This window comes from Priestia sp. ST2, assembly GCF_055810735.1.
On sequence record NZ_JBVVNT010000004.1, the window covers coordinates 652,859 to 677,318 of the forward strand.

Here is a 24,460-nt window from a genome sequence, read left to right on the forward strand (position 1 = left end):
TTTCTACATCACCCTGCATTCAAGTGATACACCTTTTTATTCCTCCTGTTCCGCAGCCCTTTAGTACAATGCTGCTTCCTACAAGTAAACTATACGTTACTCCCGGAACAGGAAGTACTAACGTTACCATCAACAGTAACATGCCCGTACTTGTAAGAGCTACTCCGGCAGCTCGATTTTTCATTCCTTTCACCACCGTTGCTCTGTAAATCTCTTTTTTATAAAGTGATAGAAGTAATATTGATCTACTGTTTACTTATGTGCTTTTAACTTATAGTACAGAAATGTCAAAACTTCTACTAGTAACATCGCTACTTCACATTACCTTCTCTGTTTAACTAACTCATCATGATTTATGAAATAAAAACAGCTCATCTACTGTTGCTCCCAACTCCTCAGCCAGCTGAAAAGCTAGCGTTAAGCTTGGATCATACTTATTGTTTTCAATTGCATTAATTGTTTGTCTCGATACGCCGCATACTTTTGCCAGTTCATCCTGAGACATTCGCTTGCTTTTACGCAGTTCTTTAATTCGATTTTCCACCATTCATCACTCATCTCTAAAATGTAAAAAACTTTTTACATCCATATCTTATATTATTTTTCTTGTTACTGTCAAATATGTTTGACAAATCAATGTCTCTTACCTACCTAAAAAAGAGATTGAAACATAACGAGATTGATCCAATCTAAAGACGAAAAAATGAGAGAAATGATTGAGTATAAATCGCTTGTTACACCGCTGTTGATTTCCGTGCAAGGTCTCGCTTTCCGCGGGCGGCCGCTGAGTCTCCTCGTCGCTTTCGCTCCTGCGGGGTCTCACCTGTGCCGCTTTTCCCGCAGGAGTCTTCGCCTTGCCCTCCAATCAACCGCTAGAAGCAACGAAATAGATAAAACACCTGTGCACCCTCTCAATAAAAAAAGCCGTACTTATTCATGTAAATACCACCTTTACTTTTACATATTTACAATAACTACACAGAAATTAATATAAAAAAGCACAAACTCCTTAAAGGAAGCTTGTGCTTTTCTATTTCATTGTTTGTTAAAGCTCCTTGCTCATATTAAACCACTGCACGCCTGCATGCTGAGACTCCGCTACTCCTTGATTCACATATCCGTTTTTTTCGTAAAACGGAATCAATTCTTCTTTACATGTTAAAGTAACCGTTAAGCGCTGGTTGTCCTGCGCTTGCTTTTCAAACTCTCTTAGCAGCATACTGGCAATTCCTTTGTGATGATGATTGGGATTTACAACGATACCTAAAATGCTTTGATGACCGCCTGCCTCAGGGTTCGAAATCGTTTTTTCAAACAAATCATCCGTAATAAACGGAGCTGAAATGACGGGACCGTTCACATATCCGATTATTTCTTCATTTTCTTGAGCGATGATAAACGTATCAGGAATAGTGTTGATCCGCGTGATAAATGCATCTTTTGAGGCAGCTTCTGCAGGTGTAAAGCCTTTGTTTTCTAACGTAATTAATTGGTTTAAATCTTTTTCCTCCACTTGTCTTATAATCATTGGAACGTTTCCTTTCATTATGTATTTTCTTTTTTCTCTAAAAGCTTCTATTACATATAACTATCTCTTTCTACTATATATAAAAATGCCCAAACAAAAAAGGATTGACCTCTGCATCATACAGAATTCAACCCTACTTCGCTTTTTAATTAACATCTTGATTATTTGATAAATGCTCCAAACGGCTTGCCCACCGGAAGCACAATTCGACCATAGTGAGTATTTAATACAGCCGCTGCAGATCCATAGAATGAAAACAGAGCAATCAATAGCTCTGACACTGCTGCTAGTAAGTGCGTGTATTCATATGCCACACCAAATGTACTTAGCGATAATCCAATGAATAAGAAATCAATTAACACAAAAATAATAAATAATACTTTATGAGTGCCCATTGCTCCAACTGTCATAAAAACGCTGAAAATCAAGTAGCCGACAAAAGCAAATGCGAGCTGCTTTGGATCCGCTTCTTTTGCGAGCGCTTCTCCAAATGCTCCAAGCTGAATAAGCCATGTCATAGCTACACCTAGCCAAAATAACCCGAAGGCACCAAAAGCAGTTGCGCCGAAGGTATTATTATGTTTGAAATCTTGCATAGACGCGATTAACTGTCCTATTCCGCCTAAAAAAACCGCCCATGGCAATACCAATGAAACACCATCGGTTACCCCAAGCTTTTGAAACGATGCAACAAGTGTCACCATGGCAAGTCCGAATAGACCTAGCGCTGATGGATCCGCTGTTACAATTTTAACGTGCTGCGTGCTGTTGTTACTCATGTTGTACCTCCCTGATTTTAAAAACACCTTTAAAAAGATACAAAAATGTACGGGAAGTGTCAATGGATATTTTTGGCCTTTTAAAATCCCATAAGACCAAGCAGTGTAGCGGTTACACTGCTTGGCCTTTACTTTCTTATTATTAAACGTTTTGTAATAAATTTTTTCTGGTTTGTTTTGCAGACTCAACCATCACTTTTAAAGCTTCAACCGTCTCGCTGATTCCTCTTGTTTTAAGGCCGCAGTCGGGATTAATCCAAAATAATGCAGGATCAAGCACCTTTAGCGCGCGGTCAATGTTTCGCTGAAGCTCTTCAAGCTTCGGTACGCGCGGGCTGTGAATATCATATACGCCAAGTCCAATTCCTTGATTGTACGTATGTTTTTCAAACGCATAAATTAATTCACCGTGGCTTTTAGACGTTTCAATGGAAATCACGTCGGCATCCAGCGCTTTAATCGCATCAATAATCTCTTCGAATTCTGAATAGCACATATGCGTGTGAATTTGCGTCTCGTTTTGCACCGATACCGTCGCTAGCTTGAACGCATACACCGCAGCATTTAAGTAGCTGTCCCAGTTTTCTCGTTTTAACGGCAGTCCTTCACGCAGCGCCGGTTCATCTACTTGAATCATTGAAATGCCCTGACTTTCAAGTGCTTCTACTTCTTTTCTAAGAGCAAGCGCAATTTGATTTGCGACGTCGTAGCGCGGGATATCATCACGCACAAACGACCAGTTTAAAATCGTAATCGGACCCGTCAGCATTCCTTTAACCGGCTTATTTGTTAGAGACTGTGCGTAGACCGTTTCTTTGATCGTCATCGCCTGCTCATACGATACATCTCCGTAAATAAGCGGCGGCTTCACGCAGCGAGAACCGTAAGATTGCACCCAGCCAAACTTCGTAAACTGAAAGCCTCCTAATTTCTCACCGAAGTATTCGACCATATCCGTACGCTCAAACTCTCCGTGCACAAGGACATCTAAGCCGATGTTTTCTTGAATTTCAATCCATTTTTTTATTTCCTCGTTAATGTACGCTTCATATGCTTCATCGCTTAACTCGCCTTTACGCCATTTTAGACGCTCTTTTCGCACTTCTTTTGTTTGCGGAAAGCTTCCAATCGTGGTCGTTGGAAGAAGCGGCAGTTGAAACGCTTCTTGCTGAACGCGCTGACGTACGTCAAACGGCGCTTGTCGCTCTGCTTTATAGCTGTGCAGCTGCTTCAGCTCTTTTTGCACATCTTGACAATTTCGAAAAGATGATCCATTTAATGCTTGAATTGCCTGCTTGCTTACGCTTATTTCTTCTTCTATTGCTTCTTTTCCTTGCTGCACCGCTTTTGTTAACAGCGTAATTTCCTTTAGCTTTTCATCTGCAAAAGAGAGCGCATTTTTCAATACTGGATCAATCGTCTCTTCATTTTTCACCGTGACAGGAACATGTAGCAGACTTGATGAAGGCTGAAGAATCAAACGGTCTTTTGATACGGCTTCTTCAATTTCACTGATCGTTAAAAGCTGCTCGTCCAAATTTTCACGCCAAATGTTTCGTCCGTCAATCACTCCTGCTGCCAGCACTTTATCAGTTGGAAAACCATATTTATTAAGGGCAGTGAGATTTTCGCCTCGGTCATGCACAAAGTCTAAACCAATTCCTTCAACAGGAAGAGACACGACTTCTTTATAGTAATCAACGCTGTCAAAATACGTTTGTAAAATGACTTTTACATTCGGTGCTGCTTCCTTCAAAGCTTGATAGACTTCTTTGTAAAGCGCCAGGTCTTCTTTTGATAGCGTTGTAGCTAAAACCGGCTCATCTATTTGTACCCACTCTACTCCTTCTGCTTGCAGCTCCGCTAAGATAGTTGCATAAAGCGGAACAAATTGTTCAACTACTTCTTTAAACTCACTTTTTTTATATCCTTTTGACAGCTTCACAAATGTTACTGGACCTAAAATAACGGGCTTGCCTTCAATATTCAGCTTCTGTTTTGCTTCTTTGTAAAATTGAAGCGGGCGATTTTCTACAAGTGCCGGCGTACATTCCTCAAGCTCTGGTACGATATAGTGATAATTTGTGTTAAACCATTTTGTCATCGTAGAAGCTACCGCACCTTTTGTTCCTCGCGCGATGTCAAAATACGTTTCAAGCGATACCGGTCCCCCGTCATAATCAAAGCGCTTTGGCACTAGACCAAACATAGCGGCTGTATCTAACACGTGATCGTATAAGCTAAAATCGCCGACTGGAATCAATTCAATTCCTGCGTCACGCTGTTTTTTTAAATGCCCTAGACGAAGAGACTCAATTTCCTGCAAAAAGATATCTTTCTCTAGTTTTCCTGCCCAAAACTGCTCAAGCGCTTTTTTCCATTCTCGTTTTTCACCAATTCTTGGATAACCTAAGTTTGAACTTTTTACACTGCTCATTTTTTCCACTCCCTGTATATTTTTTATCGGTAAACTAAAAAATCTCTCTTTTCGAAATGAAAAGAGAGATGATACGCATACTTAACTAAAGTTGAGATAGCCTGTTTTTCTCAACACGTATTCCTCACTCCTCTCTATATCCCGTAGAGCTTAAGTGCATACAACAGGCAGGTCTCCTGACTTAGGTTCATCGCTTCCTATCCCTTCCCATTTCAACATGAAACAGTGGTTAATAAGTTGCTCCCCATTACAGTGGCGGGACCGCGCCGGCTTTTCACCGGTCTTCCCTTTTAAGCTGCGTACATTCGTTACACAGCACCTGATGCATTTTTATAAAATTGTTCATTCAAAACATATTCACATAAAATAAAAAGCCTCTCTATCACGAATAGAGAGGCATAGTATCTATGAAATCCTCTCTTATTTTTCAAAGCTGTACGCTTTGCAGGATGTAGCACCTTTTCAACAAGAATGTTAAATGGTTGCCGGGCTTCACAGGGCCAGTCCCTCCGCCTCTCTCAATAAGAGTTTTAATTGTTTATAATATTTTGAATGTAGAGTCATCTTAACACCTTACATTTATGCTGTCAAAAGAAATTTCAAAAAAATTAGTTTTTAGGAGGCGCTGACGCTAACTTTTGCCTTAACAATTTGTAATCATCTTTTCGGTGCGTTTCGATTAAATCTTTTGCCCCTTGGTGATATCCTGACGAATAAATGTACTCTACCGCTGTTTCGATAAGCTTTCTTTTTTCTTCGGCACACTCCCGGTCCATTAAGGGGAACAGTCTACCTAAAAGGTCATTTAAATCTTCATTGATAAAACGATCAAGTCCTTCTTGCATCTTTTCGTTTGCCATGATTGCTCCTCCATTTGCTGTGTATGTTCTAAGCCTCTATAAACAGGCATTTCACTGTAAATTTTAAGATAAAGTTAAGTCATTAAACAGTATATCAAGTGAATGTTTTTCTTTAATTACATATGTAATACAAATATATGACAAATATAGAGAATATATCATCATTCATTATCTATTATAACGTTTGACTGAGCCTTCTGCTACAAGGTTTCGTTAAGAGTTATGCACATTTTTCCAAAAGAGGTTGAGACATAACAAAATGAATCCACTCTAAAGGCAAATGGAATACATGAGCTGAATCGCTTGTGACACCGCAGTTGATTTCCGTACAAGACTTCGCTTCCCGCGGGCGGTCGCTGAGCCTCCTCGTCACATACGTTCCTGTGGGGTCTCGCCTGTTCCGCTTTTCCCGCAGGAGTCTTCGTCTTGTCCTCCAATCACCTGCTAGAAAGACCTATACACATGAAACCTACGTTTGCCTTAACAAAAAAACGAACCACTAATCACACATCTTGATCGATGATTCGTTTCACTTCGTCTAAAACCCTTTTGTTCCAGCCTCTTTTTTTGAACCTAGCTTTCTACTTTCTTGTTTTTACAAACAATTTCTTCGAGGTCGTCCAAAATCCTTCCAAAGAAGAGGACCTAAAATGTCGTACCTGCTTACAAAAAATTCTGTAAAATTATAATTATTTAAAATTAAAGGCGGCTCAAAATCAAGGGGAGCGCCGGCGCCTCCTGACAATACAAAATCAGTGCCTCTTCCAAGCGTAAACGACCCGTTTCTGTTTTTTCTAATAAACTGCTCGTCATACGCATGCACGTGGCTGACTAACACTTTTTTCACGCGGTGTTCTTGAATTAAATCAAAAAATTCTTGACTTTGAGGAGTCGTTACAGGAAACCCTTCAAGATTTGACCACCGGCCAATATTCGGCTGCGCATGCATGGCTACAACGGTATTACGAGGAGCATCCTCTAGCTGCTGCTCTAAATAATTCAGCTCTCTATCTGTAAATCCATATATTTTATTCTTGGGACTGATGACATTATTTAATGCGATGCACCGGAAGTTGAAGACAGGAATATCAATGACCCAGTGTACTTTTCCGATAGTGGCTCTGAAGTTTTCGAGATTGCTTTCATCAAGGTACAGTTCATCATGATTCCCTACGCATACAAACATAGGAATGTTCGGGGCGATTTTTTCAACAACCTTAACAAAGTGCTCCAAATACTCTTTTTTCCCTGTATAGACGGTGTCTCCCCCATGAATAATAAACAGCGGGTTCAATTCCACCGCCTTTTTTAACACAAGCTCAAATTCACCGCTCATCGTGAAACAATTATCGTTTGGTCCGTCACCTCTGCTGTCTCCCATAAAAACAAAGTTAAATGGATCTCTCGGATTTAATTGTTTAATTCTTTGCTTTAATAACTTTTCAGAACGTTCATGAAGCGTCAAATTCATCAACTAGTTAATCCCCCTATTAATAAATAAATTTAGTTAAAAGTAAACAAGCTTACTTATTTATATGAGAATTTGTTGATGATGGTCACTACCTTCTTGTAAGCAGAACGCACATTTAGCTTTCGTTTTAGAAATTGCTAGTTATGAATATCTATTAAAGTCTACATTATGATAAGCTAACCTATCTTTCCATTTTATTAGGCACTAATAGGACAGGGTAAAAGATGAACTCTCTGTATCTACTAATAAGAAAGAGGCTGGGGACGAACAAAGGCCGACATGAGCTGAACCGCTTGTTCCCCCGCAGTTGATTTCCGTGCAAGGCTTCGCTTTCCGCGGGCGGCCGATGAGCCTCCTCGTCGCTTGTGCGCCTGCGGGGTCTCATCTGTTCCGCTTGTCCCGCAGGAGTCTTCGCCTTGCTCTCGAATCAACTGCTAGAAGAAACGAAACAGCTGAAACCTGCGTTCACCATAAAAAAACGAACCACTAATCAAAGTGTTTGATTAGTGGTTCGTTTTTCACTTCAGCTAAAATACTTTTATCTCAGCATCTTACATTTAAAACATTTACGACAATTAAACATATTTATTACGCTCAACTGGACTTACAGAATTTCTTCCAGAACGAGCTGCCATGTCCGTTTCAATTTGCTCTAGGCTACGTCCTTTTGTTTCAACAACTACAAAACGTATGAAGAATAAACCGAGAATACAAATGATCCCGAACGTTGAAAAGATAACGCCCAAACTAAACTGATCAGCTAAAATTGGGAACACAAGCCCTACTGCCAGCGATCCCGTCCAGTTAAAAGCAGATGAAATCCCAGCACCGATGCCGCGTACAGAAAGCGGGAAAATTTCTCCTACAATAATCCACGTAAGCGGCGCCCAAGAAAACGCATAGCAAAGGATAAAGCAGCAAAGAGCAATTAACGTAACCCAGTTAACAACGACTTCATTAACGCCTAACGCTCCTAGAATAGCCGGTGTAAAAAATGAAAGAGCCATACCCGCGCCGCCAATCGTAAGAATGGTACGGCGGTTGAATCTATCGACAAACTGCAGAAAAATAAGTGTTGTCACGACAAAGATTACCCCAACAATAACCGTAAAACCAGCAGCTACCTGCGGGGCTAAACCAACTTGACGAGCAATGCTTGTTGCATAATAAACAATTGAGTTTGAGCCTTGAATCTGCTGAAAAGTTGCCATCCCGACGCCGATAATTAAAGCTAGACGAAACTTTTTATGAAACAGCTGTTTAATTCCTGATTGTTCATGAACAGCTACGCTTTCAATTTCAGACACTTCAGCTTCCACTTCAGCTGTTGACCGGCGAAGCGTGCGCAGCACTTCACGCGCTTTATCTGGCATTCCATTTTTAATTAAGTAGCGAGGCGACTCTGGAAGCTTGATCATACCGATGCATAATACAATTGCAAAAATACCGGCGCTGCCAAGCATTAATCGCCAGCTGTTTGGAACCGGCTCAAAAATAAAGGCTACGATATAGCTTAATAATAATCCAATTACAATCATTAGCTGATTTAAACCTGAAAGCTTCCCGCGAATATGAGCGGGTGCGATTTCTGACATATAGGCAGGAACTAAAGAAGAAGCCGTTCCTACTGCTGTACCTAAAAAGACGCGCGCAATCGTTAACGTAATTTCCTCTGGTGCAATCGCGGAACCGATGGAGCCTAAAAGAAAGATGATCGACGAAATTAAAATTAACTTTCTTCTTCCAAACTTATCGCCTAATAATCCGCTTAAAATGGAACCGATAATTGCTCCTCCCATTAGCGACGAAACCACAATCCCCAGCCAGAGCGGACTCAAATGAAACGCTTCACGGATATGACCTTCTGCACCAGCAATAATCCCAATATCATAACCGAATAAAATACCGGCAAATGAGCCGAAGAAGAAGATAAACTTACTTGATACTTTACTCATGATTATAGATCCCCTTTGTATTGTCTTAGTTTTGCTTCCTATCACACAAATTTAAAACGCTTTCATTTTTTTCTAAAAACGGCGTTCTTTTACTAACACTATATTTTCACTTTCAAGGAAGCAGCGCTCCCTCGAAAGTAGTGATGCCTACTTAATAATGACGTACTCTAGATCCACAAGCTTTGCATAGCTCACGATTTGATCCGTCGTTAAATTTAATGAAAGAACCGTATGATGGCCTCCTCCATTTTCAATCCACGCTTTAACGCCGTCTTGGAAGTTCGGCTTAATGTTCCAAAGCACGCGCGCCACGGGAAGATGTGGAGCAGGAACTTCCGGCTCAAATGCCGATACTTCGTTAATTAACAGCTTGTAATGCGTGCCGAAGTCAGCCATGGAAACCACTACGCCTTCTCCTTGTTTACCGTCAAACACTAAGCGGGCCGGATCTTCGCGGTTACCGATACCTAGCGGAGAAACGATTAGTTTTGGCTTGTTTACCGCTAGCGTTGGGTCTACTTCAAGCATGTGTGATTGAAGCACAGACTCACGTCCGGGAGCCAATTCATACGTGTAGTCTTCCATAAAGCCCGTTGACTGATTATGGCTCATCACTTTAAGCAAGCGATCAAGCGCCGCTGTTTTCCAGTCTCCTTCACCAGCAAAGCCGTAGCCCTGTGCCATCAAGCGCTGTACGGCTAGACCTGGAAGCTGTTTCATACCGTATAGATCTTCAAAGTTAGTGGTAAAGGCGCTGTAGCCGCCTTCATCTAGAAAACGTTTAATCGCAATTTCATAGCTTGCCTGTACTTTTACACTAGACTCCCAGTCTTCTGCAGAATAATCACCGTAGACAAATTCATACGCGTCTGCATATTCAGCAAATAAATCATTGATTTCTTCTTCCGTAACGGCATTGACATATTGAACAAGGTCACCGATTCCGAAGTAGTCAACCGTCCAGCCAAATTGAATTTGCGCTTCAATTTTGTCTCCTTCCGTTACGCCGACGTTGCGCATATTGTCACCGAAACGCGCAACTTTAATGTTGAAGCTTTCGTTATAAGCAGCGGCTACGTCCATCCACTGTGCAATTTGCTGCTGTACTTCGGGGCGCTCCCAGTAGCCCACTACGATTTTATTTTGCTTGTTCAAACGAGCGTTGATAAAGCCGTATTCACGATCACCGTGAGCGGACTGATTCAAGTTCATAAAGTCCATATCAATCGTTTCCCAAGGAATGCTTTCGTTAAATTGTGTTGCTAAATGAAGCAGTGGTTTTTGCAGTAGTTTGGTACCGCGAATCCACATTTTTGCAGGCGAGAACGTATGCATCCACGTAATTACGCCGGCAACTTCATCTCGGTAATTCACTTCTTTCATCATCTTTGTAATCGTGTCAGCATTCACAGCTAAATCTTGTAGAATAATCGGATAAGGCAAGACACCGCTTTCATTTAAAGCATCAGTCATCGTTTGCGCGTGTGCTTTTACTTCTGCTAGCGCTTCTTTTCCGTAAAGATGCTGTGAACCAACAATAAACCAAAATTCTTTTTGAGCTGTTTTTAACATGATAATCCTCTTTTCTGTATATAAGTCTTTTACTGTCCTTGCCCGTAATACGCGTTTTGTCCGTGTTTTCGTAAATAATGTTTGTCTAATATACGCTGCGGCAGCTCTTCAGCCAGCCCGTTTAATTTTTGTGTAAAGAAGTTCATTTTGGATACTTCGTCTAATACGACGCTGTTCATTACCGCCGATTTGGCATCTTTTCCCCACGTAAACGGCCCGTGCCCTTGGAGTAAAATACCAGGAACCGCTAACACATCTAAGCCGCGCTCTTCAAACGTTTCGATAATCACCTTGCCCGTTTCCACTTCATATCCGTCATTCACTTCTTTTTCGGTCAAAAAGCGCGCGCACGGTACGGAACCATAGAAAGTATCGGCATGAGTAGTACCCATTGCCTGCACATCAAGTCCTGCTTGAGCCCAAATGGTCGCCCACGTTGAATGCGTATGGGCAATACCGCCAATTTGCGGGTAATGTTTATAGAGTACGGCATGTGTCAGCGTATCAGATGACGGATTAAGCTCACCTTCTACCACGCGACCTTCTAAATCAACGACTACCATGTCTTGCGCCGTCATTTTCTCGTACGTCACGCCGCTTGGTTTAATCACAAACAACCCCCTGTCTCGATCAATGGCACTTACATTTCCCCACGTATACTTGACTAGTCCGTGTTTTGGCAAATCGACGTTTGCTTGAAATACTTCTTCTTTTAATTTATCTAGCACACTAACTCCTCCCGTTCTTCGCTGTAGTGCTCTGCAGCTGCTTTTTCAATCACTAGCCCTTTTTTATATCTTTTAATAAATGCTTCAAACCCTTTTACATCGAGTTCGTCAGGATAAATTTCTTGTGCGGTCACTTCTTTAAAGACTCTATCATCCAAGAAATCTTCTAAACTTTCATTCTCACTTTTATTGAGCATATAAGAAGAAAGAATAGCCATTCCCCACGCGCCGCCTTCTCCTGCTGTGTCCATGACGGAAACAGGCGTGTTGATTGCCGCTGCCATCATTTTCTGACCGACTACCGGCGTTTTAAATAATCCTCCGTGCGCTAAAATACTGTGAATCTTTACGTTTTCTTCTTTGACTAAAAGATCCATTCCTATTTTTAAAGCGCCAAAAGCTGTAAAAAGATGTGTACGCATAAAGTTTGCTAGATTAAAATTGCTTTTTGCTGAACGGACAAATAGCGGACGTCCACTTTCTACTCCGGTAATATTTTCACCTGAGAAATAGCCGTAGCTAAGCAAGCCCCCTCCATCAGGATCAGCTTCTAGCGCTTTATTTAACATCACTTCGAATAATTTATCCGACTCTACTTTTTGCCCCATCGCCTCCGAAAATTCACGAAACAATCCGAGCCAGGCGTTTAAGTCGCTTGAGCAGTTATTCGCATGAACCATTCCAACTGGACTGCCGTTTGGCGTGGTAACCAAATCAATTTCCGGATAAACGTTTGAAAGCTTTTTATCTAGTACAATCATCGCAAAAACGGACGTTCCTACTGAAACATTTCCCGTGCGTTTTCTTACGCTGTTTGTCGCCACCATTCCCGTTCCCGCATCTCCTTCTGGAGGACAAAACGGAATGCCCGGCTGCAAATTTTTTGATTGATCTAAAATGCTAGCCCCAATGGCTGTTAATGTGCCTGCTTGCTCGCCTGAAGTATGAACTGCAGGCAGAATATCTGATAGTTGCCACGGATATCCTTTGTAAGAAATAAGCTCATCAAACTGCTTCATCATATCTTCACTGTAATTTTGCGTGCGTTCATCAATTGGAAACATCCCTGAAGCGTCTCCAATGCCCAGCGCCTTACTGCCTGTCAGCAGCCAGTGAATATAGCCAGCTAGCGTTGTCATGTAATCAATGCGCGGCAGATGTTTTTCTTGATTGATGATTGCCTGATACAGATGCGCAATGCTCCATCGTTCAGGAATATTAAATTGGAAATGTTCAGTTAATTCTTTTGCTGCTGCGCTTGTTGTTGCATTACGCCACGTTCGAAACGGAACAAGCAGCTCACCCGTTTTATCAAACGCCATATATCCGTGCATCATAGCTGAAACGCCGATGGAGCCAACTGTTCGAATGGTGATCCCGTAGCTTCGTTCTACCTCTTGCTTCATTTCACGGTAAGCACTTTGCAGACCTGTAATAATATCGAGTAAGTTGTACGTCCAAAAACCGTTTTCTAAGAGATTTTCCCATTCATAACTGCCTGATGCGATCGTTTCAAAGTTTTCATCAATCAGCACCGCTTTAATACGAGTAGATCCAAGTTCAATTCCAAGGGACGTTTTCCCTTTAGCAATTGCTTGTTTTATGCTTTCTTGAGTTGTTTTCACGTTTAATCTCCTTTCTGAACCTATAGCAGTAAGGAAGCGCTTTCCGTTTTATGTAACGCTGTTTGAATTTGTTAACAACCTAAGTATATTTATTTGTACGTACATTTGTCAATATAAAAATTATATATGCACACAAATACTTAAAACATCCTACTCTTTCCTTCTTAAACTTTTAAAAAATCGGTATTCAACCCTTAAATCATTTCCCCTTCGATTAAAAATCAAGGAAATCTTTTCATTTATTCACGTTCATGATAAAATATGTCCATACAAATTTTACACATAAAAAACTTGAATGTATACAACTACGAAAGAAGTGAAAACATGAAGCCAAAATATCAGGTGATTATTGAGGATATAAAAAGCAAAATTCTTTCAGGCGATTACAGCATTGGCGAACAAATCCCGACTGAATCGGTCATGCAAGAAACGTATGGTGTCAGCAGACATACGGTTCGAAAAGCCATTTTAGAGCTGTCGAATGAAGGATTTTTAAGAAGCGAAAAAGGATCTGGCACCTATGTGAGCAATCAGTATCAATCCAAATCTAGCGGGGCTTCTGCCAACAAAACAATCGGTGTAATTACCACGTATATTTCCGACTATATTTTCCCTTCTATTATTCGCGGAATTGAAAGCAGGTTAAATAAAGATAATTATTCGCTGCTGCTGGCGAGCACGAATAACGATGTAGAACAAGAAAAAAAAGCGTTGGAAATGATGCTTTCCTACGGAGTAGACGGTCTAATTGTTGAGCCTACAAAAAGCAATTTGTACAATCCAAACATCTCGTATTATTTATCATTTAAAGAACAAGACGTTCCGTTTACGATGATTAACGCCTACTACGAAGAATTGGACGTTCCGTTTTTTTGTCTAGACGACGTTCAGTCAAGCTACCTTGCCACAAATGAATTAATTTTAAAAGGACATACGCAAATTGGGCTTATCGCAAAAATGGATGACCTGCAAGGAAAGTACCGAATGAAAGGCTACATAAAAGCGCTCGGTGAAGCAAAGCTCCGCTTTCAGCCTGAGCATATTTTGTCTTTCAACACCGAAACAAAACTTGATTTGTATGCTAATTTAAAAGAATTTCTTACTGAAAATCAAAACGAAATGACCGCTCTTGTCTGCTATAACGATGAAGTCGGATTAGAAGTTGTAAATGTATGCAGACAGCTTGGGATTTCCATTCCGGACAAGTTGTCAATTATTGGTCAAGACAATTCATACATCGCTAAAAATGCGACGATTAATTTAACAACGTTAACCCATCCGCAGGAACAAATGGGACACGACGCGGCGGACTGGATTATTAAAAAGCTGCAGGGCAAAAAAGATTTGCCAAACGAAACTTACTATCAGCCTGTATTAGTTGAAGGTGAAACGATTAAAGAGTTAAATGCGAAGCGTGATGAAGTTCGTTAAAAGAAGGCTTCCTTAGAGGTCTATAAAACTTCTTATGAGAGAAAGGGATGCACATTATTATGCATCCCTTTCTTTATGTACTGATTCCCTTTATAACGGAGCCTGAATGTTGAGATATACTCCTTTTTCGATCTTTTGTTTTGCTTGTTCTATTAGTCTTTTAGCAGTAAGTGATAACTGAGATGCAGAATTTGCCCCATCTGAGCCAATAACAAGGGGATCAACCCAGCGCATTTTTGTCGTTTGGTGAACGTCATGACAAGACGCTGTTCCTTTTTGTACTTTGCTGTTAAAAAGAGCAGATAACATCCCTTCAATGCTGCTATCTCCAGCATTTTTCAGCAGCCGAACCACATCGTCATCCTGCTTTAAAAAATCTTCGATAGATAAAATATCTTTTTGCAAAGCGAGCTTGATAATTTCCGTCAGCTGATGATTTCCAAACATATTAAGCGGATTCATAAAAAAGCCAATCACTTCTTTGTAGTAAGCATCCACAAACCAATCTGCCGCTGCTAAATTACTGCATGCCATTTGTCCATTAAATACGACAAGCTGATCCAAAAAAGCATGCACTTCTTGTAAAGTAATCTCCCCGCATACGTACAAATCCCGCAGCGTATAATCCACGCGGTCAGCGCATAAGTGTGGAGCGTTCTGTTCGAGCAGCGTCCACTGGCTTTCATCAAGCAAGATATCTCGCCAGTTTAAACCGGCGTTTTTTAAAATAGAAGGAATAGATGACCCGGTCACAATTTGTTCGTAAATCGTTTCATGATAATTTTCTTCTTTTTGTTCCAAAACATAGTCAATCACATGAGAAAATGCCGTATGTGAAACATCATGTAATAAAGCCGCTATTTGCTCTTCCAAAGAGCCTCCGAGTCTATTTACAAGCATCATCGCACCAACGGAATGATCATATCGAGTAGTATTCCAGTCTTCATTTACAAACCGGCTCGCTCCGCCTTGGTAAATTCCTTTTAAACGCTGTACGGGATCACTTTGAATGAGTTCCAAAAGAACGCCGTCTGCTTCAAATTTGCCGTACAGCTCATCATAAAGTATGAGCATATTTCTCTCTCCTTTTCCTAGCTTATTATGTTTAATCCTAAGCTCAAGACAGAATGCTGTAAAGTTGTGTTGCGATCGTAAACTATTTTTTGTGACAAAATGTTCGAGTTTCTTGCCGTCACACTCATAAAAATCACTCATTGGGATGATTTTTTTTTGTGACTTCAGTGATAAAGTTTTATGGAGAAATGTATTTAATAATAGGATATAAGATAAAAAAGGAGATATTCATGAAAAAGCTTAGCATGCTGCTGCTCGTTTTAGTCATTGCCGTGGTCGGCTGTTCAAAAGGAAATGAGCAACAGTCACAGGAAGTAAAAGGAACAATTGAAGTGCCGCAAACTATTAAAGCAAACGAAAAAACATCTATTAACGTACTCGTTACACAAGGAGATAAAAAAATCGAAAATGCAGACGTCGTACAAATTCAAGTTGAAAAAGAAGGCTATATTAACCAGGAAATGATCGATGCAAAACACAAAGGTAACGGGGCATACAGCACCGACTATACGTTCAAAGACGACGGCGAATATACGGTTACTGCTCATGTGACGATAAAAGGCGACATGAAGATGTTTACGAAAAAAGTGACGGTTGGCGAGAAAAAGTAAATACCCTATCAAAAAGCGACCTCTGCTTGTCAAAGATCGCTTTTATTATTTCTTTGATTCTTTAATACGGTCAAGATACTGCTTCGCATGAAGCAAACCAAGATTTTTTTCTTTTCGTATGTATTTAATAGCCTGCACATCACTTCGGCCATTCATCATCATCAAATTAACTCTGTTTTCAAAAGCCTCGTCTTTCTCTATTTCTAGCTGCTTCCACTCTTCATCTAAATCACGTTTAGGTGTTTTGAGCAGGAATATCACGAGTATAACAAGAACGCTACTTGTGGTGATATAAAGCCAAAGCCAATCGAGAAACCAGCTGTTAATCACATTCACTACGATGAGAATGGTGAAACAAGAGTATAGCCTTGTTTGATACTTATTAGCTTTTTTTGAATCTATTTTATTAGAAAATATCCCCACTGTCAGCCTCCTTTTAGCACGTTATCCGCGCTTTTTTCTACTAATCTCTCTTAGTGTAAACTGCAGCTTCTTTTTACCTGATGATGACGCTTTTGGTCGTACCCTCGCTTGTCTGATAGCTTCCCGAACTGTTGCTGCCAATCACTTGTATGCTGCCGTAATTACGATAATCTTTGTCCGAAGCATGAGAGGTTTGTAGTTGTTTTAACTCCGTTCCCTCTAAAATAAAGTAAGGGCCGTCATAACTCGTATTCTCGTACTCACCGGAAGAATAAAGGTGCGTGTACGCATAGCGACTAGTTGTAAAGAAATGCTGATTATTAAGAACCTCTACCTTCGAAAAAAACTCATCTGCGGTCATTAATCGGTCATATTGAGCAGGCTTTCGATCAACTTTGTCACTTGTAACCGTTAAACGATCCTCTCCTTTGTCTTCACATAAAAAACAAGAGCTGTAATCTAGCATTGTATAGGAGTTATGATCAGAAGGATCTATTACTGTAAACCGCATAGAAGATATATTTTGATTCCTATCGAGCGTTAAACGAAAATCTTCTATTCTTGCATTGTTCTGTGACAGCTGCTGTTCTTTTCGAAATGATTCCCAGCTTTTGCTTACTTCTCCAGACTTCAGCTCATCTCTTGTAAATAGAAGCGTTTGTTTTGTACCTTTATAAACGACATTTACAATACTGAGAATAAGGAGAGCAAGGATTGCCAGCCAGCAGATGGTTTCTGCTGCCTTGTTTTTCGCCATAGTTGTTCTCCCCCAGAAGTTACATGTGTGCGTATCATAAAACAAATACACATCATACAAATTACCATTTATCCTAAAAAATATCAATTAATCTTACATTATAAAACTGAATATCTAGTTAATTAACAACTCATAAAAAAAGCAGGGCTCTTTGCAAAGCCCTGCACTTTTATTTCATATTTAAATAAGGTTAAACGCTTTTACCACTTGAGCAACCGCAAACGTAACCCCAATCGCAATCACTGTTGGAATTGCAAAAGCAAGAAACGTCCACTTGACATTTTTGGTTTCTTTATAAATATTCACAAGCGTCGTTCCGCACGGAAAATGAAGGAGCGAAAACAACATCATATTAAGAGCGGTTAGCCACGTCCAGTGGTGGTCAAGGAAAATTTGTTTCAGTCGAGTTGCATCTTCAATTTCAATTAATGAGCCTGTTGATAAATACGCCATTAGTAAAACCGGTACAACAATTTCATTTGCTGGCAAGCCAATGATAAAAGCAGCTAGTATATACCCGTCTAGCCCCAGCGACTTAGCGAACGGATCAAGAAACTGAACGAAGTGCATCAAAATACTTGTGTCACCGATATAGATATTAGCCAATACCCACGTTAACACCGCCGCGGGTGCTGCAACAATAATCGCGCGTTTTAACACAAACAGTGATTTATCCAGCGTCGCGCGCACAATCGTATCAACAAATTTCGGCTTGCGGTAAGGCGGAAGCTCTAGCGTATAGTGTGTTGGTACTCCGCGCAGCGCCGTTTTAGAAAGTGCCCACGATACGAACAGCGTCACCACAATTCCGAATAACACCGTTCCGACTACCACAAGCGCCGTTACGAATGTTTTAGCACTCCCTGTAAAGCCTGTTGCCATAAATAAAGAAGCTAACAAAATCAGCGTAGGCCATCTGCCGTTACACGGAACAAAGTTATTTGTTAAAATCGCCATCATACGTTCACGCGGCGATTCAATAATACGCGTTGACATAATTGCTGCAGCGTTACATCCAAATCCCATCGCCATCGTCAGTGACTGCTTGCCGTGTGCGCCTGCTCGTTTGAACAGACGATCCATATTAAACGCGACGCGAGGCAAGTAGCCGTAGTTTTCTAAAAGCGCAAACACCGGGAAAAAGATGGCCATCGGAGGCAGCATCACGCTAATGACCCATCCTGTACCTCGAAACAGTCCTAATACAAGAATTCCGTGCAGCCATTCCGGCGCATGCATCATTTGAAAGAAAGCTGTTAAATATCCTTCCGCCCAGCCAAAACCTTGTGCGATTAATCCAGAAGGAACGTTTGCGCCGGCTATGGTGATATAAAAAATCACCGATAAAATACCGAGCATAATTGGAAATCCCCAAATTGGCGAAGTGAAGACTTTATCTAACTTTTCTGTGCGCTGAAGCTTTGAGCGGTCTTCGTACACAACTGATTTTTCACATATTTGCTGTGACGACTTGTAAATGCTTGCGACCATATTGGAACGATGATCTTTTTCTTTTGCCTGCTGCGCATAGCGCGTTAGCTGTTCCATCGCTAATGAGTTTTCAGGAGTTAACGGATTTCCCATATGCGCTGTTCCTCCTTTCTGTGTGACTGATATCTTGCTGCTGACGCTGCTGAATGGTTTCTAAAAATGACGTGTCTCCATCAAGAACCCGTAAAGCAATCCAGCGTAGAGGAAATTGATTTCCCACAATAGAAGCGACTTGAGGTTCTAGCTCCTTTAGTGACGCTTCAATTTCTTTTGTGTACTGCACCTGGTAAGGATTAAGATTTACTTGCCCTCGCACGACTCCTTCAATCGCATCCAGCAAATTCGTAATTCCTTTTTTATTGCGAGCTGATATAGGCACAACCGGTACGCCTAACGATTCAGCGAGCTTTTTTTCATTAATCACAATTCCTTTTTTCTTTGCTTCATCCATTAAGTTCACGCAAATCACGACGTTTTCCGTCATTTCCATTACCTGCAGGGCTAGATTAAGATTTCGCTCCATCGCCGTTGCATCGACCACCACAACCGTAACGTCAGGTCTTTCAAATAAAATATAGTCACGCGCTACTTCTTCGTCCGCTGAGTTTGAATAAAGTGAATACGTTCCAGGTAAATCAACGATTGTGTAGAGCTGCTGGTGATGTTCAAACGTCCCTTCTGCTTTGGCTACGGTTTTTCCCGTCCAGTTTCCCGTATGCTGCTTAAGACCGGTTAAGCTATTAAATAACGTACTTTTTCCTGTGTTCGGATTTCCTGCTAGTGCAATACGATACTCACTCACCGTCGTCACCTACTTTTTTTACATAAATTTTTGAGCTCTCTTCTTTTCTGAGACCAATCGTTGTATGACTGACTTGATAGGCAACAGGATCTCCTAACGGGCTTTTTTGAAGCACTTTGATAATTGCTCCTGGAATAAATCCTAAATCTAACAAGCGTCGCTTTAAGGCACCTTCGATTTCGATTCGCTCTAGCTGTACCGTTTCACCTGTCGTAAATGTAGACAATGGATAATTATTTACACTAGCCATCTATTTTTCGTCCCTTCTCATTTTTTACCTAAGGTTATGTTTTTTTCATCAGACCAACTTTTAAGGTAAAAAAAATATGCTCGTTGATTTTTAATAGGGTATTCTGCTGGTGCAGAAAAATGAACATGTCAGCATAATTTATTTAAAATTTTCAGTTTTTACTGTCATGATACCGAAAGTTTACCACAGGAAACTTTTTTAGTCTAGGGTAAAATACTGTGTTTTTTCTTATTTCTACTGAAGGCATAAAGTGCGCCGGCTATTTTATTTAATCATTTAATAAGAGGAATCAAGTCGAAAAATAATTTAGTAAACACGAATTAACAAAAGTGAAAAACTGTAAAAATATGCTATACTAGTAAATGGGTTTTTTTGAAAATAAAGTATTGATTAGCTTTAAAACCTCAAAAAATCACTTTAGGGGGCTTTTATGAAAAAGTTCAAAAGAGTTAGCGCAGTTGTTTTAGGTTTGGCTTTGTTATTCTCACCGCTTGCTCCGCAAACAGTTGCAGAAGCAAAAGTCGTGTGGGGGAATCAGGAACTGGTTAAAGGGCAAATAGGACGCGTTACCGTTTTAAAGAACACGAATCTTTACAACATTAAAAACAACAAGTTAGTAGCGGCTAGAAAAGTGACAAAAGGGCAAGTATTCCGCGTGTATTCTGAGTCCAGCAAATTTGGTGGTCTGTATGGGGTATCAAAGGGTACCTATGCTCAGAAGTCATCAAGTATTAAGTATGAAAAAGCACCTAGTGACAAAATTCAAGCACTAGGAGTAACGGTTACGAAGAAATCTTTAGCAAGCAACATTAGCTATCCGCAGGTGTCCGGCCTTATCAATAAACCATTTGAAGCTAGCTATAATCGAAAATTTTTAAACATTGCGAAAGAAGCACAAAAAGAACACAACGAGCTAAAAGAACAGGAAAAGGAAGACCGTAAAAACGGCTGGGCACCAGGTCCTTATTCTCGTAATATGACATACTCTGTACCTTACAACCAAGATAATATTTTAAGTGTTGCTATTACGAATGATGCGTACGCTGGCGGCGCTCACGGCAACGCTTGGATTGATACTTATAATTACGATTTATTGAAAGCTCGACAAATTAGCTTAAAAGATATTATTAACAACAACACTAAGTTGAATAAAGTTAATAACTATATTCGCAATGAAATGATTGCTCGCAATAAAAAAGGTGCTCAGTTCTGGGTTAATGAATTTAAGTCTGTAAACTTAAAAGAAGATCAGTTTTACTACACAAGTAGCGGCATTGCCATTATATTTGGTGAGTATGAGTACGGCCCTTATTCTAACGGCATTCATACGTTTAAAATCCCGTCCAGCGTTTATAAATAAGATAATCGTATAAAACAAAAAAGAAGCTTACGAATCATCAGTTCATAAGCTTCTTTTTCTTTTTTTCTGCAAAATAAGCGGAGCAAAAAAGAAAGGTTATTCCTAATCCCCTTCCCTTTTACCATCATTTTTTCGGATATTGCAGAAAATCAAATTATACAGCCATGGAAGAACTCAGGGCTGCCTACATTACGCTGCTGATAGCCGAGGAGAACTGCTTTTTGAGGTATTTTTATAGTGTTTGAAAAAGAGAAATGGTCAGAACTAACGTCAGCAAGGAGCCTGCGGATGTTAACATCATTATTTTTCGGTTACTCTGATTCTTTTCAGGTTTTAAAAACTCTTGAATGGCTGCAAACCAGACAACAAAAGTGATTAAAGAAAGTATCCCCATAGACATACGAGCCTCTCCATTCATATATATATTTAAATTTTTAACACATCTAATCAACAAACTTTCCAGACCAAGTTACTAAAATAAATGCCACTTCTCATCTAATATTAACATAAAATCCCATAAATCTTTAATGCATTGTGTAAAACCACAATATTTAAAAAAACAAGCTATTTATAAAACACTCTTTTGAACTGAAAATAGACATACAGCTGTCTTTGTCTATTCTCCTTTTTACAAATGATATACTTATTTATAGAAAAATTTCTCAAAGCTCACCCAGTACTTACCCTATCGTCAGAGAAAGAAAGCTTACATTGTGAGGAGGAAACGAAATGATTAAAAAATTAGACCATTTTGTGCTAACGGTAAAAGACGTTGAAAAAACGACTCACTTTTATACGGTTATTTTAGGCATGAAAAAAGAAACGTTCGGAGAAGGAAGAATAGCGCTTCGTTTTGGTGAACAAAAAATAAACTTACATCAAGCGGGCCATGAATTTGAGCCAAAAGCAAAGCATCCTCTTCCCGGCTCTGCTGATTTATGTTTTATCACAGAAGAAAAAATCGAAAGCGTAATTAGTCATTTACAAAAACATGATATAGAAATTGAAGAAGGCCCCGTCAAACGAACAGGTGCTGTAGGTCCGATCGTTTCTGTTTATGTAAGAGATCCTGATCACAATTTGATTGAATTATCCAATTACGTAGATTGAAGCATTCTTCTTGAAAAGCCGTTTTCGTAAACATTGTTGCTATATCGTAGGAACTCAAAAGAAAACTCGCAATAGAAGTTTGCGAGTTTTCTTTATTATGTAAGGGACCTTGCTTCCTATAAAATGCGCCCTTACAATCTAATTAACAACCAAATTGATCGTATCTTCCTGTATTGTATACTCCCCCATTATTTCTCCAATACCGGCGATTAAAAGGGAATCACCAGTTTCCAATGGTTTATCCTTTAATGGGATAAGTAATTTATTTATATTTTTTAATCCATCCGCACAATAGGTAAGAGATGGTTGTTGAATAAGGTATTCTTGGTTATTTATCCTTACTTTTATATAATTTTTATGTAATAGCCTGTTCTCAAAAGGGACAATATTCATCGGATCAAAGGATAAAGCAATGATTTCTCCTTCGATAAAAAGATGGGTTCCTATCTGTGCTTCGAATTCATCAAGTTCTTTCTTCCTTGATTCAACCGCAAAAATTACTGCTGCTTCTGTTTCCGGGCTTATTTGTACCTCTTCAATTGCCTGTTTTCGAGGGGCAATATCAAGAAGTTTAATTAACTCAAATAGTGTTGTTTTAGTCTCAAAAAAACTTTCCTTCCAATCAGTTGACAATTCATCCAGCAACAAACACATAAATAAGCCTGAACTATAACAGCTCCACCTTATATTGGAAGTGGATTCAACTACGTCTATTAGATTTTTTTCATATTTTTTTAAAATCAAATCATCAGCGAGCGAAGATTTTTCTGAAAAAGCCTTTATTTCAGCGTACCAGGCGGGTCCTTCAACAGATTCAATTAAGTTTTCATATGTTAGATGCTCTTTTATTCCTTCTGCCCTTTTTTCCCTTAGGCTGATAAACTCGTTCAAATACTGCTTCTTTTTACTGATATCAGTTTCTATCAATGCATTATAAAGACTTTTTCTTTCCCGATTTCGAATTTCTACATTCTCTTTTGTTAAGGGATAGGTTATTCCCAGCGTTTCATCAGGAAAGCGTTTTTCCCCTTTTACATATTGATTTCCGTGGAATAATTCGTGAACCAATATCGAAAAAAGTCCTTCATAGTCATCGTACAGTTCCATATTAGCAATAGCCGTAGGATAGCCATCAAATAGAATAAGCGTATTTCCCACAAACTGCTCGTCCCGTTTTAAAATTTTATATGTTTTAGGAGGAACTTGATTATATCTAGGATGATTGAACAGGAATACACTGTTTTTATCGTACAATGCGTAAGCAACAAGTTCGAAATTTGGCCAATACCTTTCTAAGTTCATGTTAGTTAAGTCCTTGGCAATTTGATTCAGAAAATGATTCATTCTTTTCATCCCCAATTGTTAATTCCCTAAGGAAAGAGAATATTCTTTTTTAGAAAAAAGGGTTTGTTCAACTTGACTGTCCCGCTAGTTAAATAAGGTTACTGTCATCATCCTAATTTTAACATATTTTCTCAATATTTAGTTTGATGTGTAGGAGAAAAAGAAATGGTTAAAAAATTGGACCATTTCGTGTTAACGGTAAAAAACATTAAAAAACAACCCTATAAAAAAAGAGAATGCGCGTGGCCTTCTCTTTTTACATGGCTATATAATCACCTTATTTAACTATAAGCTTTACTCTTTAGACTTACCTACCTCTACTTTTTTCGTAAACATTTTCATGTCACCGTCTACCGTCACGTGAGCGGTAATCATATATTCGCCGTCTTCTTTAAACGTATAGTCCGTGCTGTATACACCTTTTCCTTCGTGCGGTGCTTTTGTCATTTCTTGATTGATATACCCTTCTTTTTCAACTTGGAACTGTACGTCATCGGCGTTTTCCACTTTTTTATCTCCTTGTGTCACAAGGACTTTAAGCTTGACTTGTTCATTTGCTTGAATTGATTCCGGTACTTCAATCGTTCCTTTTACTTCTTTTGAACTTGAATCATTTCCTTTTGAACAGCCTACTATAGCTATCATTAAAACAAATAATACGATGCTGAGTTTTTTCATTATGTTGTTCTCCTTTGTTATGTAAATGTGAAGTCTTCCTGCAATTTCATATTATACTCATTTATCCGGTAAAAAGAGAAAAAATGCTTATTGTCCACATAAAGTTCTTATTTCTACAGTAGCTTTTGCATCTTTTCATTTCTCTACTCACCCTTCGCTTTATAAAAAAAGCTG

The 24,460-nt window shown here is 39.6% G+C and carries 26 protein-coding genes and 2 riboswitches; of the genes, 4 read left to right on the forward strand and 22 right to left on the reverse strand.

Features of this window, described 5'->3' with window-relative positions; translation table 11 throughout:
• Positions 1 to 19: 19 nt before the first annotated feature.
• The 13 genes from AC0KUU_RS20870 to AC0KUU_RS20930 all read right to left on the reverse strand — a co-directional run bounded on the left by AC0KUU_RS20870 (position 20) and on the right by AC0KUU_RS20930 (position 12,955).
• Positions 20 to 184 (reverse strand): hypothetical protein, encoded by a 165-nt coding sequence (locus AC0KUU_RS20870; protein WP_165574848.1) that lies wholly within the window; start codon positions 182 to 184, stop codon positions 20 to 22.
• 162 nt (positions 185 to 346) lie between these two features.
• A complete protein-coding gene (locus AC0KUU_RS20875; protein WP_034276269.1) occupies positions 347 to 547 on the reverse strand; it encodes a helix-turn-helix transcriptional regulator in 201 nt (66 codons plus the stop codon).
• Positions 548 to 734: 187 nt separating this feature from the next.
• Complete coding sequence (locus AC0KUU_RS20880; RefSeq protein WP_342314825.1) at positions 735 to 869, reverse strand: hypothetical protein; 135 nt, start codon at positions 867 to 869, stop codon at positions 735 to 737.
• A 176-nt stretch (positions 870 to 1,045) separates the two neighbouring features.
• Positions 1,046 to 1,546, reverse strand: coding sequence for a GNAT family N-acetyltransferase (locus AC0KUU_RS20885; RefSeq protein WP_322552317.1), 501 nt, complete (start codon positions 1,544 to 1,546; stop codon positions 1,046 to 1,048).
• A 143-nt stretch (positions 1,547 to 1,689) separates the two neighbouring features.
• Positions 1,690 to 2,307: an acetate uptake transporter gene (locus tag AC0KUU_RS20890; protein ID WP_043981097.1), complete on the reverse strand. Its 618-nt coding sequence runs from the start codon at positions 2,305 to 2,307 to the stop codon at positions 1,690 to 1,692.
• A gap of 142 nt (positions 2,308 to 2,449) precedes the next feature.
• On the reverse strand, positions 2,450 to 4,744 hold the full coding sequence (gene metE, locus AC0KUU_RS20895) for a 5-methyltetrahydropteroyltriglutamate--homocysteine S-methyltransferase (protein WP_322552318.1): 2,295 nt from the start codon (positions 4,742 to 4,744) through the stop codon (positions 2,450 to 2,452).
• 149 nt (positions 4,745 to 4,893) lie between these two features.
• Positions 4,894 to 5,082: riboswitch (cobalamin riboswitch) on the reverse strand.
• A gap of 79 nt (positions 5,083 to 5,161) precedes the next feature.
• A riboswitch (SAM riboswitch) is annotated at positions 5,162 to 5,272 on the reverse strand.
• Positions 5,273 to 5,352: 80 nt separating this feature from the next.
• Positions 5,353 to 5,604, reverse strand: a complete 252-nt coding sequence (locus AC0KUU_RS20900) for a hypothetical protein (RefSeq protein ID WP_322552319.1) — start codon at positions 5,602 to 5,604, stop codon at positions 5,353 to 5,355.
• Between the two features lie 595 nt (positions 5,605 to 6,199).
• Positions 6,200 to 7,075: a metallophosphoesterase family protein gene (locus AC0KUU_RS20905; protein ID WP_234943547.1), complete on the reverse strand. Its 876-nt coding sequence runs from the start codon at positions 7,073 to 7,075 to the stop codon at positions 6,200 to 6,202.
• Positions 7,076 to 7,317: 242 nt separating this feature from the next.
• A complete protein-coding gene (locus tag AC0KUU_RS20910; protein WP_080781654.1) occupies positions 7,318 to 7,506 on the reverse strand; it encodes a hypothetical protein in 189 nt (62 codons plus the stop codon).
• A 144-nt stretch (positions 7,507 to 7,650) separates the two neighbouring features.
• Complete coding sequence (locus AC0KUU_RS20915; protein ID WP_132018741.1) at positions 7,651 to 9,030, reverse strand: sugar porter family MFS transporter; 1,380 nt, start codon at positions 9,028 to 9,030, stop codon at positions 7,651 to 7,653.
• Positions 9,031 to 9,177: 147 nt separating this feature from the next.
• Positions 9,178 to 10,602 carry an L-arabinose isomerase gene (gene araA / locus AC0KUU_RS20920; RefSeq protein ID WP_043981091.1) on the reverse strand — a complete coding sequence of 475 codons (1,425 nt, stop codon included), beginning with the start codon at positions 10,600 to 10,602 and terminating at the stop codon, positions 9,178 to 9,180.
• 29 nt (positions 10,603 to 10,631) lie between these two features.
• On the reverse strand, positions 10,632 to 11,330 hold the full coding sequence (locus AC0KUU_RS20925) for an L-ribulose-5-phosphate 4-epimerase (RefSeq protein WP_237074299.1): 699 nt from the start codon (positions 11,328 to 11,330) through the stop codon (positions 10,632 to 10,634).
• Positions 11,324 to 12,955, reverse strand: a complete 1,632-nt coding sequence (locus AC0KUU_RS20930; protein ID WP_473453017.1) for a xylulokinase — start codon at positions 12,953 to 12,955, stop codon at positions 11,324 to 11,326. The genes AC0KUU_RS20925 and AC0KUU_RS20930 overlap by 7 nt, the downstream gene beginning before the upstream one ends.
• 324 nt (positions 12,956 to 13,279) lie before the next feature.
• On the opposite strand from AC0KUU_RS20930, the gene AC0KUU_RS20935 reads away from it, so the two are divergent.
• Positions 13,280 to 14,386: a GntR family transcriptional regulator gene (locus AC0KUU_RS20935; RefSeq protein ID WP_237074298.1), complete on the forward strand. Its 1,107-nt coding sequence runs from the start codon at positions 13,280 to 13,282 to the stop codon at positions 14,384 to 14,386.
• Between the two features lie 90 nt (positions 14,387 to 14,476).
• Here AC0KUU_RS20935 and AC0KUU_RS20940 read toward each other — a convergent pair whose 3' ends face one another.
• Positions 14,477 to 15,460 carry an HD domain-containing protein gene (locus AC0KUU_RS20940; RefSeq protein WP_322552320.1) on the reverse strand — a complete coding sequence of 328 codons (984 nt, stop codon included), beginning with the start codon at positions 15,458 to 15,460 and terminating at the stop codon, positions 14,477 to 14,479.
• A gap of 230 nt (positions 15,461 to 15,690) precedes the next feature.
• On the opposite strand from AC0KUU_RS20940, the gene AC0KUU_RS20945 reads away from it, so the two are divergent.
• Entirely contained in the window at positions 15,691 to 16,071 is a 381-nt protein-coding gene (locus tag AC0KUU_RS20945; RefSeq protein ID WP_043981082.1) for a FixH family protein, read from the forward strand.
• A 45-nt stretch (positions 16,072 to 16,116) separates the two neighbouring features.
• Here the strand turns inward: AC0KUU_RS20945 and AC0KUU_RS20950 are convergent, their stop codons facing one another.
• The 5 genes from AC0KUU_RS20950 to AC0KUU_RS20970 form a co-directional block, all read right to left on the reverse strand.
• Complete coding sequence (locus tag AC0KUU_RS20950) at positions 16,117 to 16,494, reverse strand: hypothetical protein (protein ID WP_028409531.1); 378 nt, start codon at positions 16,492 to 16,494, stop codon at positions 16,117 to 16,119.
• A gap of 73 nt (positions 16,495 to 16,567) precedes the next feature.
• Positions 16,568 to 17,251, reverse strand: a complete 684-nt coding sequence (locus AC0KUU_RS20955) for a hypothetical protein (protein WP_237074295.1) — start codon at positions 17,249 to 17,251, stop codon at positions 16,568 to 16,570.
• Between the two features lie 180 nt (positions 17,252 to 17,431).
• Positions 17,432 to 18,799: a nucleoside recognition domain-containing protein gene (locus AC0KUU_RS20960; protein ID WP_409233869.1), complete on the reverse strand. Its 1,368-nt coding sequence runs from the start codon at positions 18,797 to 18,799 to the stop codon at positions 17,432 to 17,434.
• Positions 18,800 to 18,812: 13 nt separating this feature from the next.
• Positions 18,813 to 19,544, reverse strand: a complete 732-nt coding sequence (locus AC0KUU_RS20965) for a FeoB small GTPase domain-containing protein (RefSeq protein WP_136789775.1) — start codon at positions 19,542 to 19,544, stop codon at positions 18,813 to 18,815.
• Positions 19,537 to 19,794, reverse strand: coding sequence for a FeoA family protein (locus AC0KUU_RS20970; protein WP_013058246.1), 258 nt, complete (start codon positions 19,792 to 19,794; stop codon positions 19,537 to 19,539). The genes AC0KUU_RS20965 and AC0KUU_RS20970 overlap by 8 nt, the downstream gene beginning before the upstream one ends.
• 430 nt (positions 19,795 to 20,224) lie before the next feature.
• Here AC0KUU_RS20970 and AC0KUU_RS20975 point away from each other — a divergent pair, with 430 nt between their 5' ends.
• Entirely contained in the window at positions 20,225 to 21,154 is a 930-nt protein-coding gene (locus AC0KUU_RS20975; protein ID WP_043981075.1) for a DUF3298 and DUF4163 domain-containing protein, read from the forward strand.
• A gap of 232 nt (positions 21,155 to 21,386) precedes the next feature.
• On the opposite strand, the gene AC0KUU_RS20980 is transcribed toward AC0KUU_RS20975, so the two are convergent.
• A complete protein-coding gene (locus tag AC0KUU_RS20980) occupies positions 21,387 to 21,554 on the reverse strand; it encodes a hypothetical protein (RefSeq protein WP_098247867.1) in 168 nt (55 codons plus the stop codon).
• Positions 21,555 to 21,883: 329 nt separating this feature from the next.
• Here AC0KUU_RS20980 and AC0KUU_RS20985 point away from each other — a divergent pair, with 329 nt between their 5' ends.
• Positions 21,884 to 22,264 (forward strand): VOC family protein, encoded by a 381-nt coding sequence (locus tag AC0KUU_RS20985; RefSeq protein WP_098432470.1) that lies wholly within the window; start codon positions 21,884 to 21,886, stop codon positions 22,262 to 22,264.
• Positions 22,265 to 22,402: 138 nt separating this feature from the next.
• Here AC0KUU_RS20985 and AC0KUU_RS20990 read toward each other — a convergent pair whose 3' ends face one another.
• The gene (locus tag AC0KUU_RS20990; protein WP_322552322.1) at positions 22,403 to 23,608 is read right to left on the reverse strand and encodes a hypothetical protein; all 1,206 of its coding nucleotides are present in this window, start codon (positions 23,606 to 23,608) and stop codon (positions 22,403 to 22,405) included.
• Between the two features lie 294 nt (positions 23,609 to 23,902).
• Positions 23,903 to 24,286 carry a FixH family protein gene (locus tag AC0KUU_RS20995; protein ID WP_013058250.1) on the reverse strand — a complete coding sequence of 128 codons (384 nt, stop codon included), beginning with the start codon at positions 24,284 to 24,286 and terminating at the stop codon, positions 23,903 to 23,905.
• Between the last annotated feature and the right edge of the window lie 174 nt (positions 24,287 to 24,460).

What these genes read in the sequence shown, in the direction of transcription:
- AC0KUU_RS20885 (WP_322552317.1), bottom strand. Translation starts at nt 1,546, where the DNA reads ATGAAAGGAAACGTTCCAATGATTATAAGACAAGTGGAGGAAAAAGAT.
- AC0KUU_RS20995 (WP_013058250.1), bottom strand. Translation starts at nt 24,286, where the DNA reads ATGAAAAAACTCAGCATCGTATTATTTGTTTTAATGATAGCTATAGTA.
- metE (WP_322552318.1), bottom strand. Translation starts at nt 4,744, where the DNA reads ATGAGCAGTGTAAAAAGTTCAAACTTAGGTTATCCAAGAATTGGTGAA.
- AC0KUU_RS20980 (WP_098247867.1), bottom strand. Translation starts at nt 21,554, where the DNA reads ATGTCTATGGGGATACTTTCTTTAATCACTTTTGTTGTCTGGTTTGCA.
- AC0KUU_RS20940 (WP_322552320.1), bottom strand. Translation starts at nt 15,460, where the DNA reads ATGCTCATACTTTATGATGAGCTGTACGGCAAATTTGAAGCAGACGGC.
- araA (WP_043981091.1), bottom strand. Translation starts at nt 10,602, where the DNA reads ATGTTAAAAACAGCTCAAAAAGAATTTTGGTTTATTGTTGGTTCACAG.
- AC0KUU_RS20975 (WP_043981075.1), top strand. Translation starts at nt 20,225, where the DNA reads ATGAAAAAGTTCAAAAGAGTTAGCGCAGTTGTTTTAGGTTTGGCTTTG.
- AC0KUU_RS20955 (WP_237074295.1), bottom strand. Translation starts at nt 17,251, where the DNA reads ATGGCGAAAAACAAGGCAGCAGAAACCATCTGCTGGCTGGCAATCCTT.
- AC0KUU_RS20875 (WP_034276269.1), bottom strand. Translation starts at nt 547, where the DNA reads ATGGTGGAAAATCGAATTAAAGAACTGCGTAAAAGCAAGCGAATGTCT.
- AC0KUU_RS20935 (WP_237074298.1), top strand. Translation starts at nt 13,280, where the DNA reads ATGAAGCCAAAATATCAGGTGATTATTGAGGATATAAAAAGCAAAATT.
- AC0KUU_RS20890 (WP_043981097.1), bottom strand. Translation starts at nt 2,307, where the DNA reads ATGAGTAACAACAGCACGCAGCACGTTAAAATTGTAACAGCGGATCCA.
- AC0KUU_RS20945 (WP_043981082.1), top strand. Translation starts at nt 15,691, where the DNA reads ATGAAAAAGCTTAGCATGCTGCTGCTCGTTTTAGTCATTGCCGTGGTC.
- AC0KUU_RS20905 (WP_234943547.1), bottom strand. Translation starts at nt 7,075, where the DNA reads ATGAATTTGACGCTTCATGAACGTTCTGAAAAGTTATTAAAGCAAAGA.
- AC0KUU_RS20970 (WP_013058246.1), bottom strand. Translation starts at nt 19,794, where the DNA reads ATGGCTAGTGTAAATAATTATCCATTGTCTACATTTACGACAGGTGAA.
- AC0KUU_RS20960 (WP_409233869.1), bottom strand. Translation starts at nt 18,799, where the DNA reads ATGGAACAGCTAACGCGCTATGCGCAGCAGGCAAAAGAAAAAGATCAT.
- AC0KUU_RS20990 (WP_322552322.1), bottom strand. Translation starts at nt 23,608, where the DNA reads ATGAATCATTTTCTGAATCAAATTGCCAAGGACTTAACTAACATGAAC.
- AC0KUU_RS20870 (WP_165574848.1), bottom strand. Translation starts at nt 184, where the DNA reads ATGAAAAATCGAGCTGCCGGAGTAGCTCTTACAAGTACGGGCATGTTA.
- AC0KUU_RS20985 (WP_098432470.1), top strand. Translation starts at nt 21,884, where the DNA reads ATGATTAAAAAATTAGACCATTTTGTGCTAACGGTAAAAGACGTTGAA.
- AC0KUU_RS20900 (WP_322552319.1), bottom strand. Translation starts at nt 5,604, where the DNA reads ATGGCAAACGAAAAGATGCAAGAAGGACTTGATCGTTTTATCAATGAA.
- AC0KUU_RS20915 (WP_132018741.1), bottom strand. Translation starts at nt 9,030, where the DNA reads ATGAGTAAAGTATCAAGTAAGTTTATCTTCTTCTTCGGCTCATTTGCC.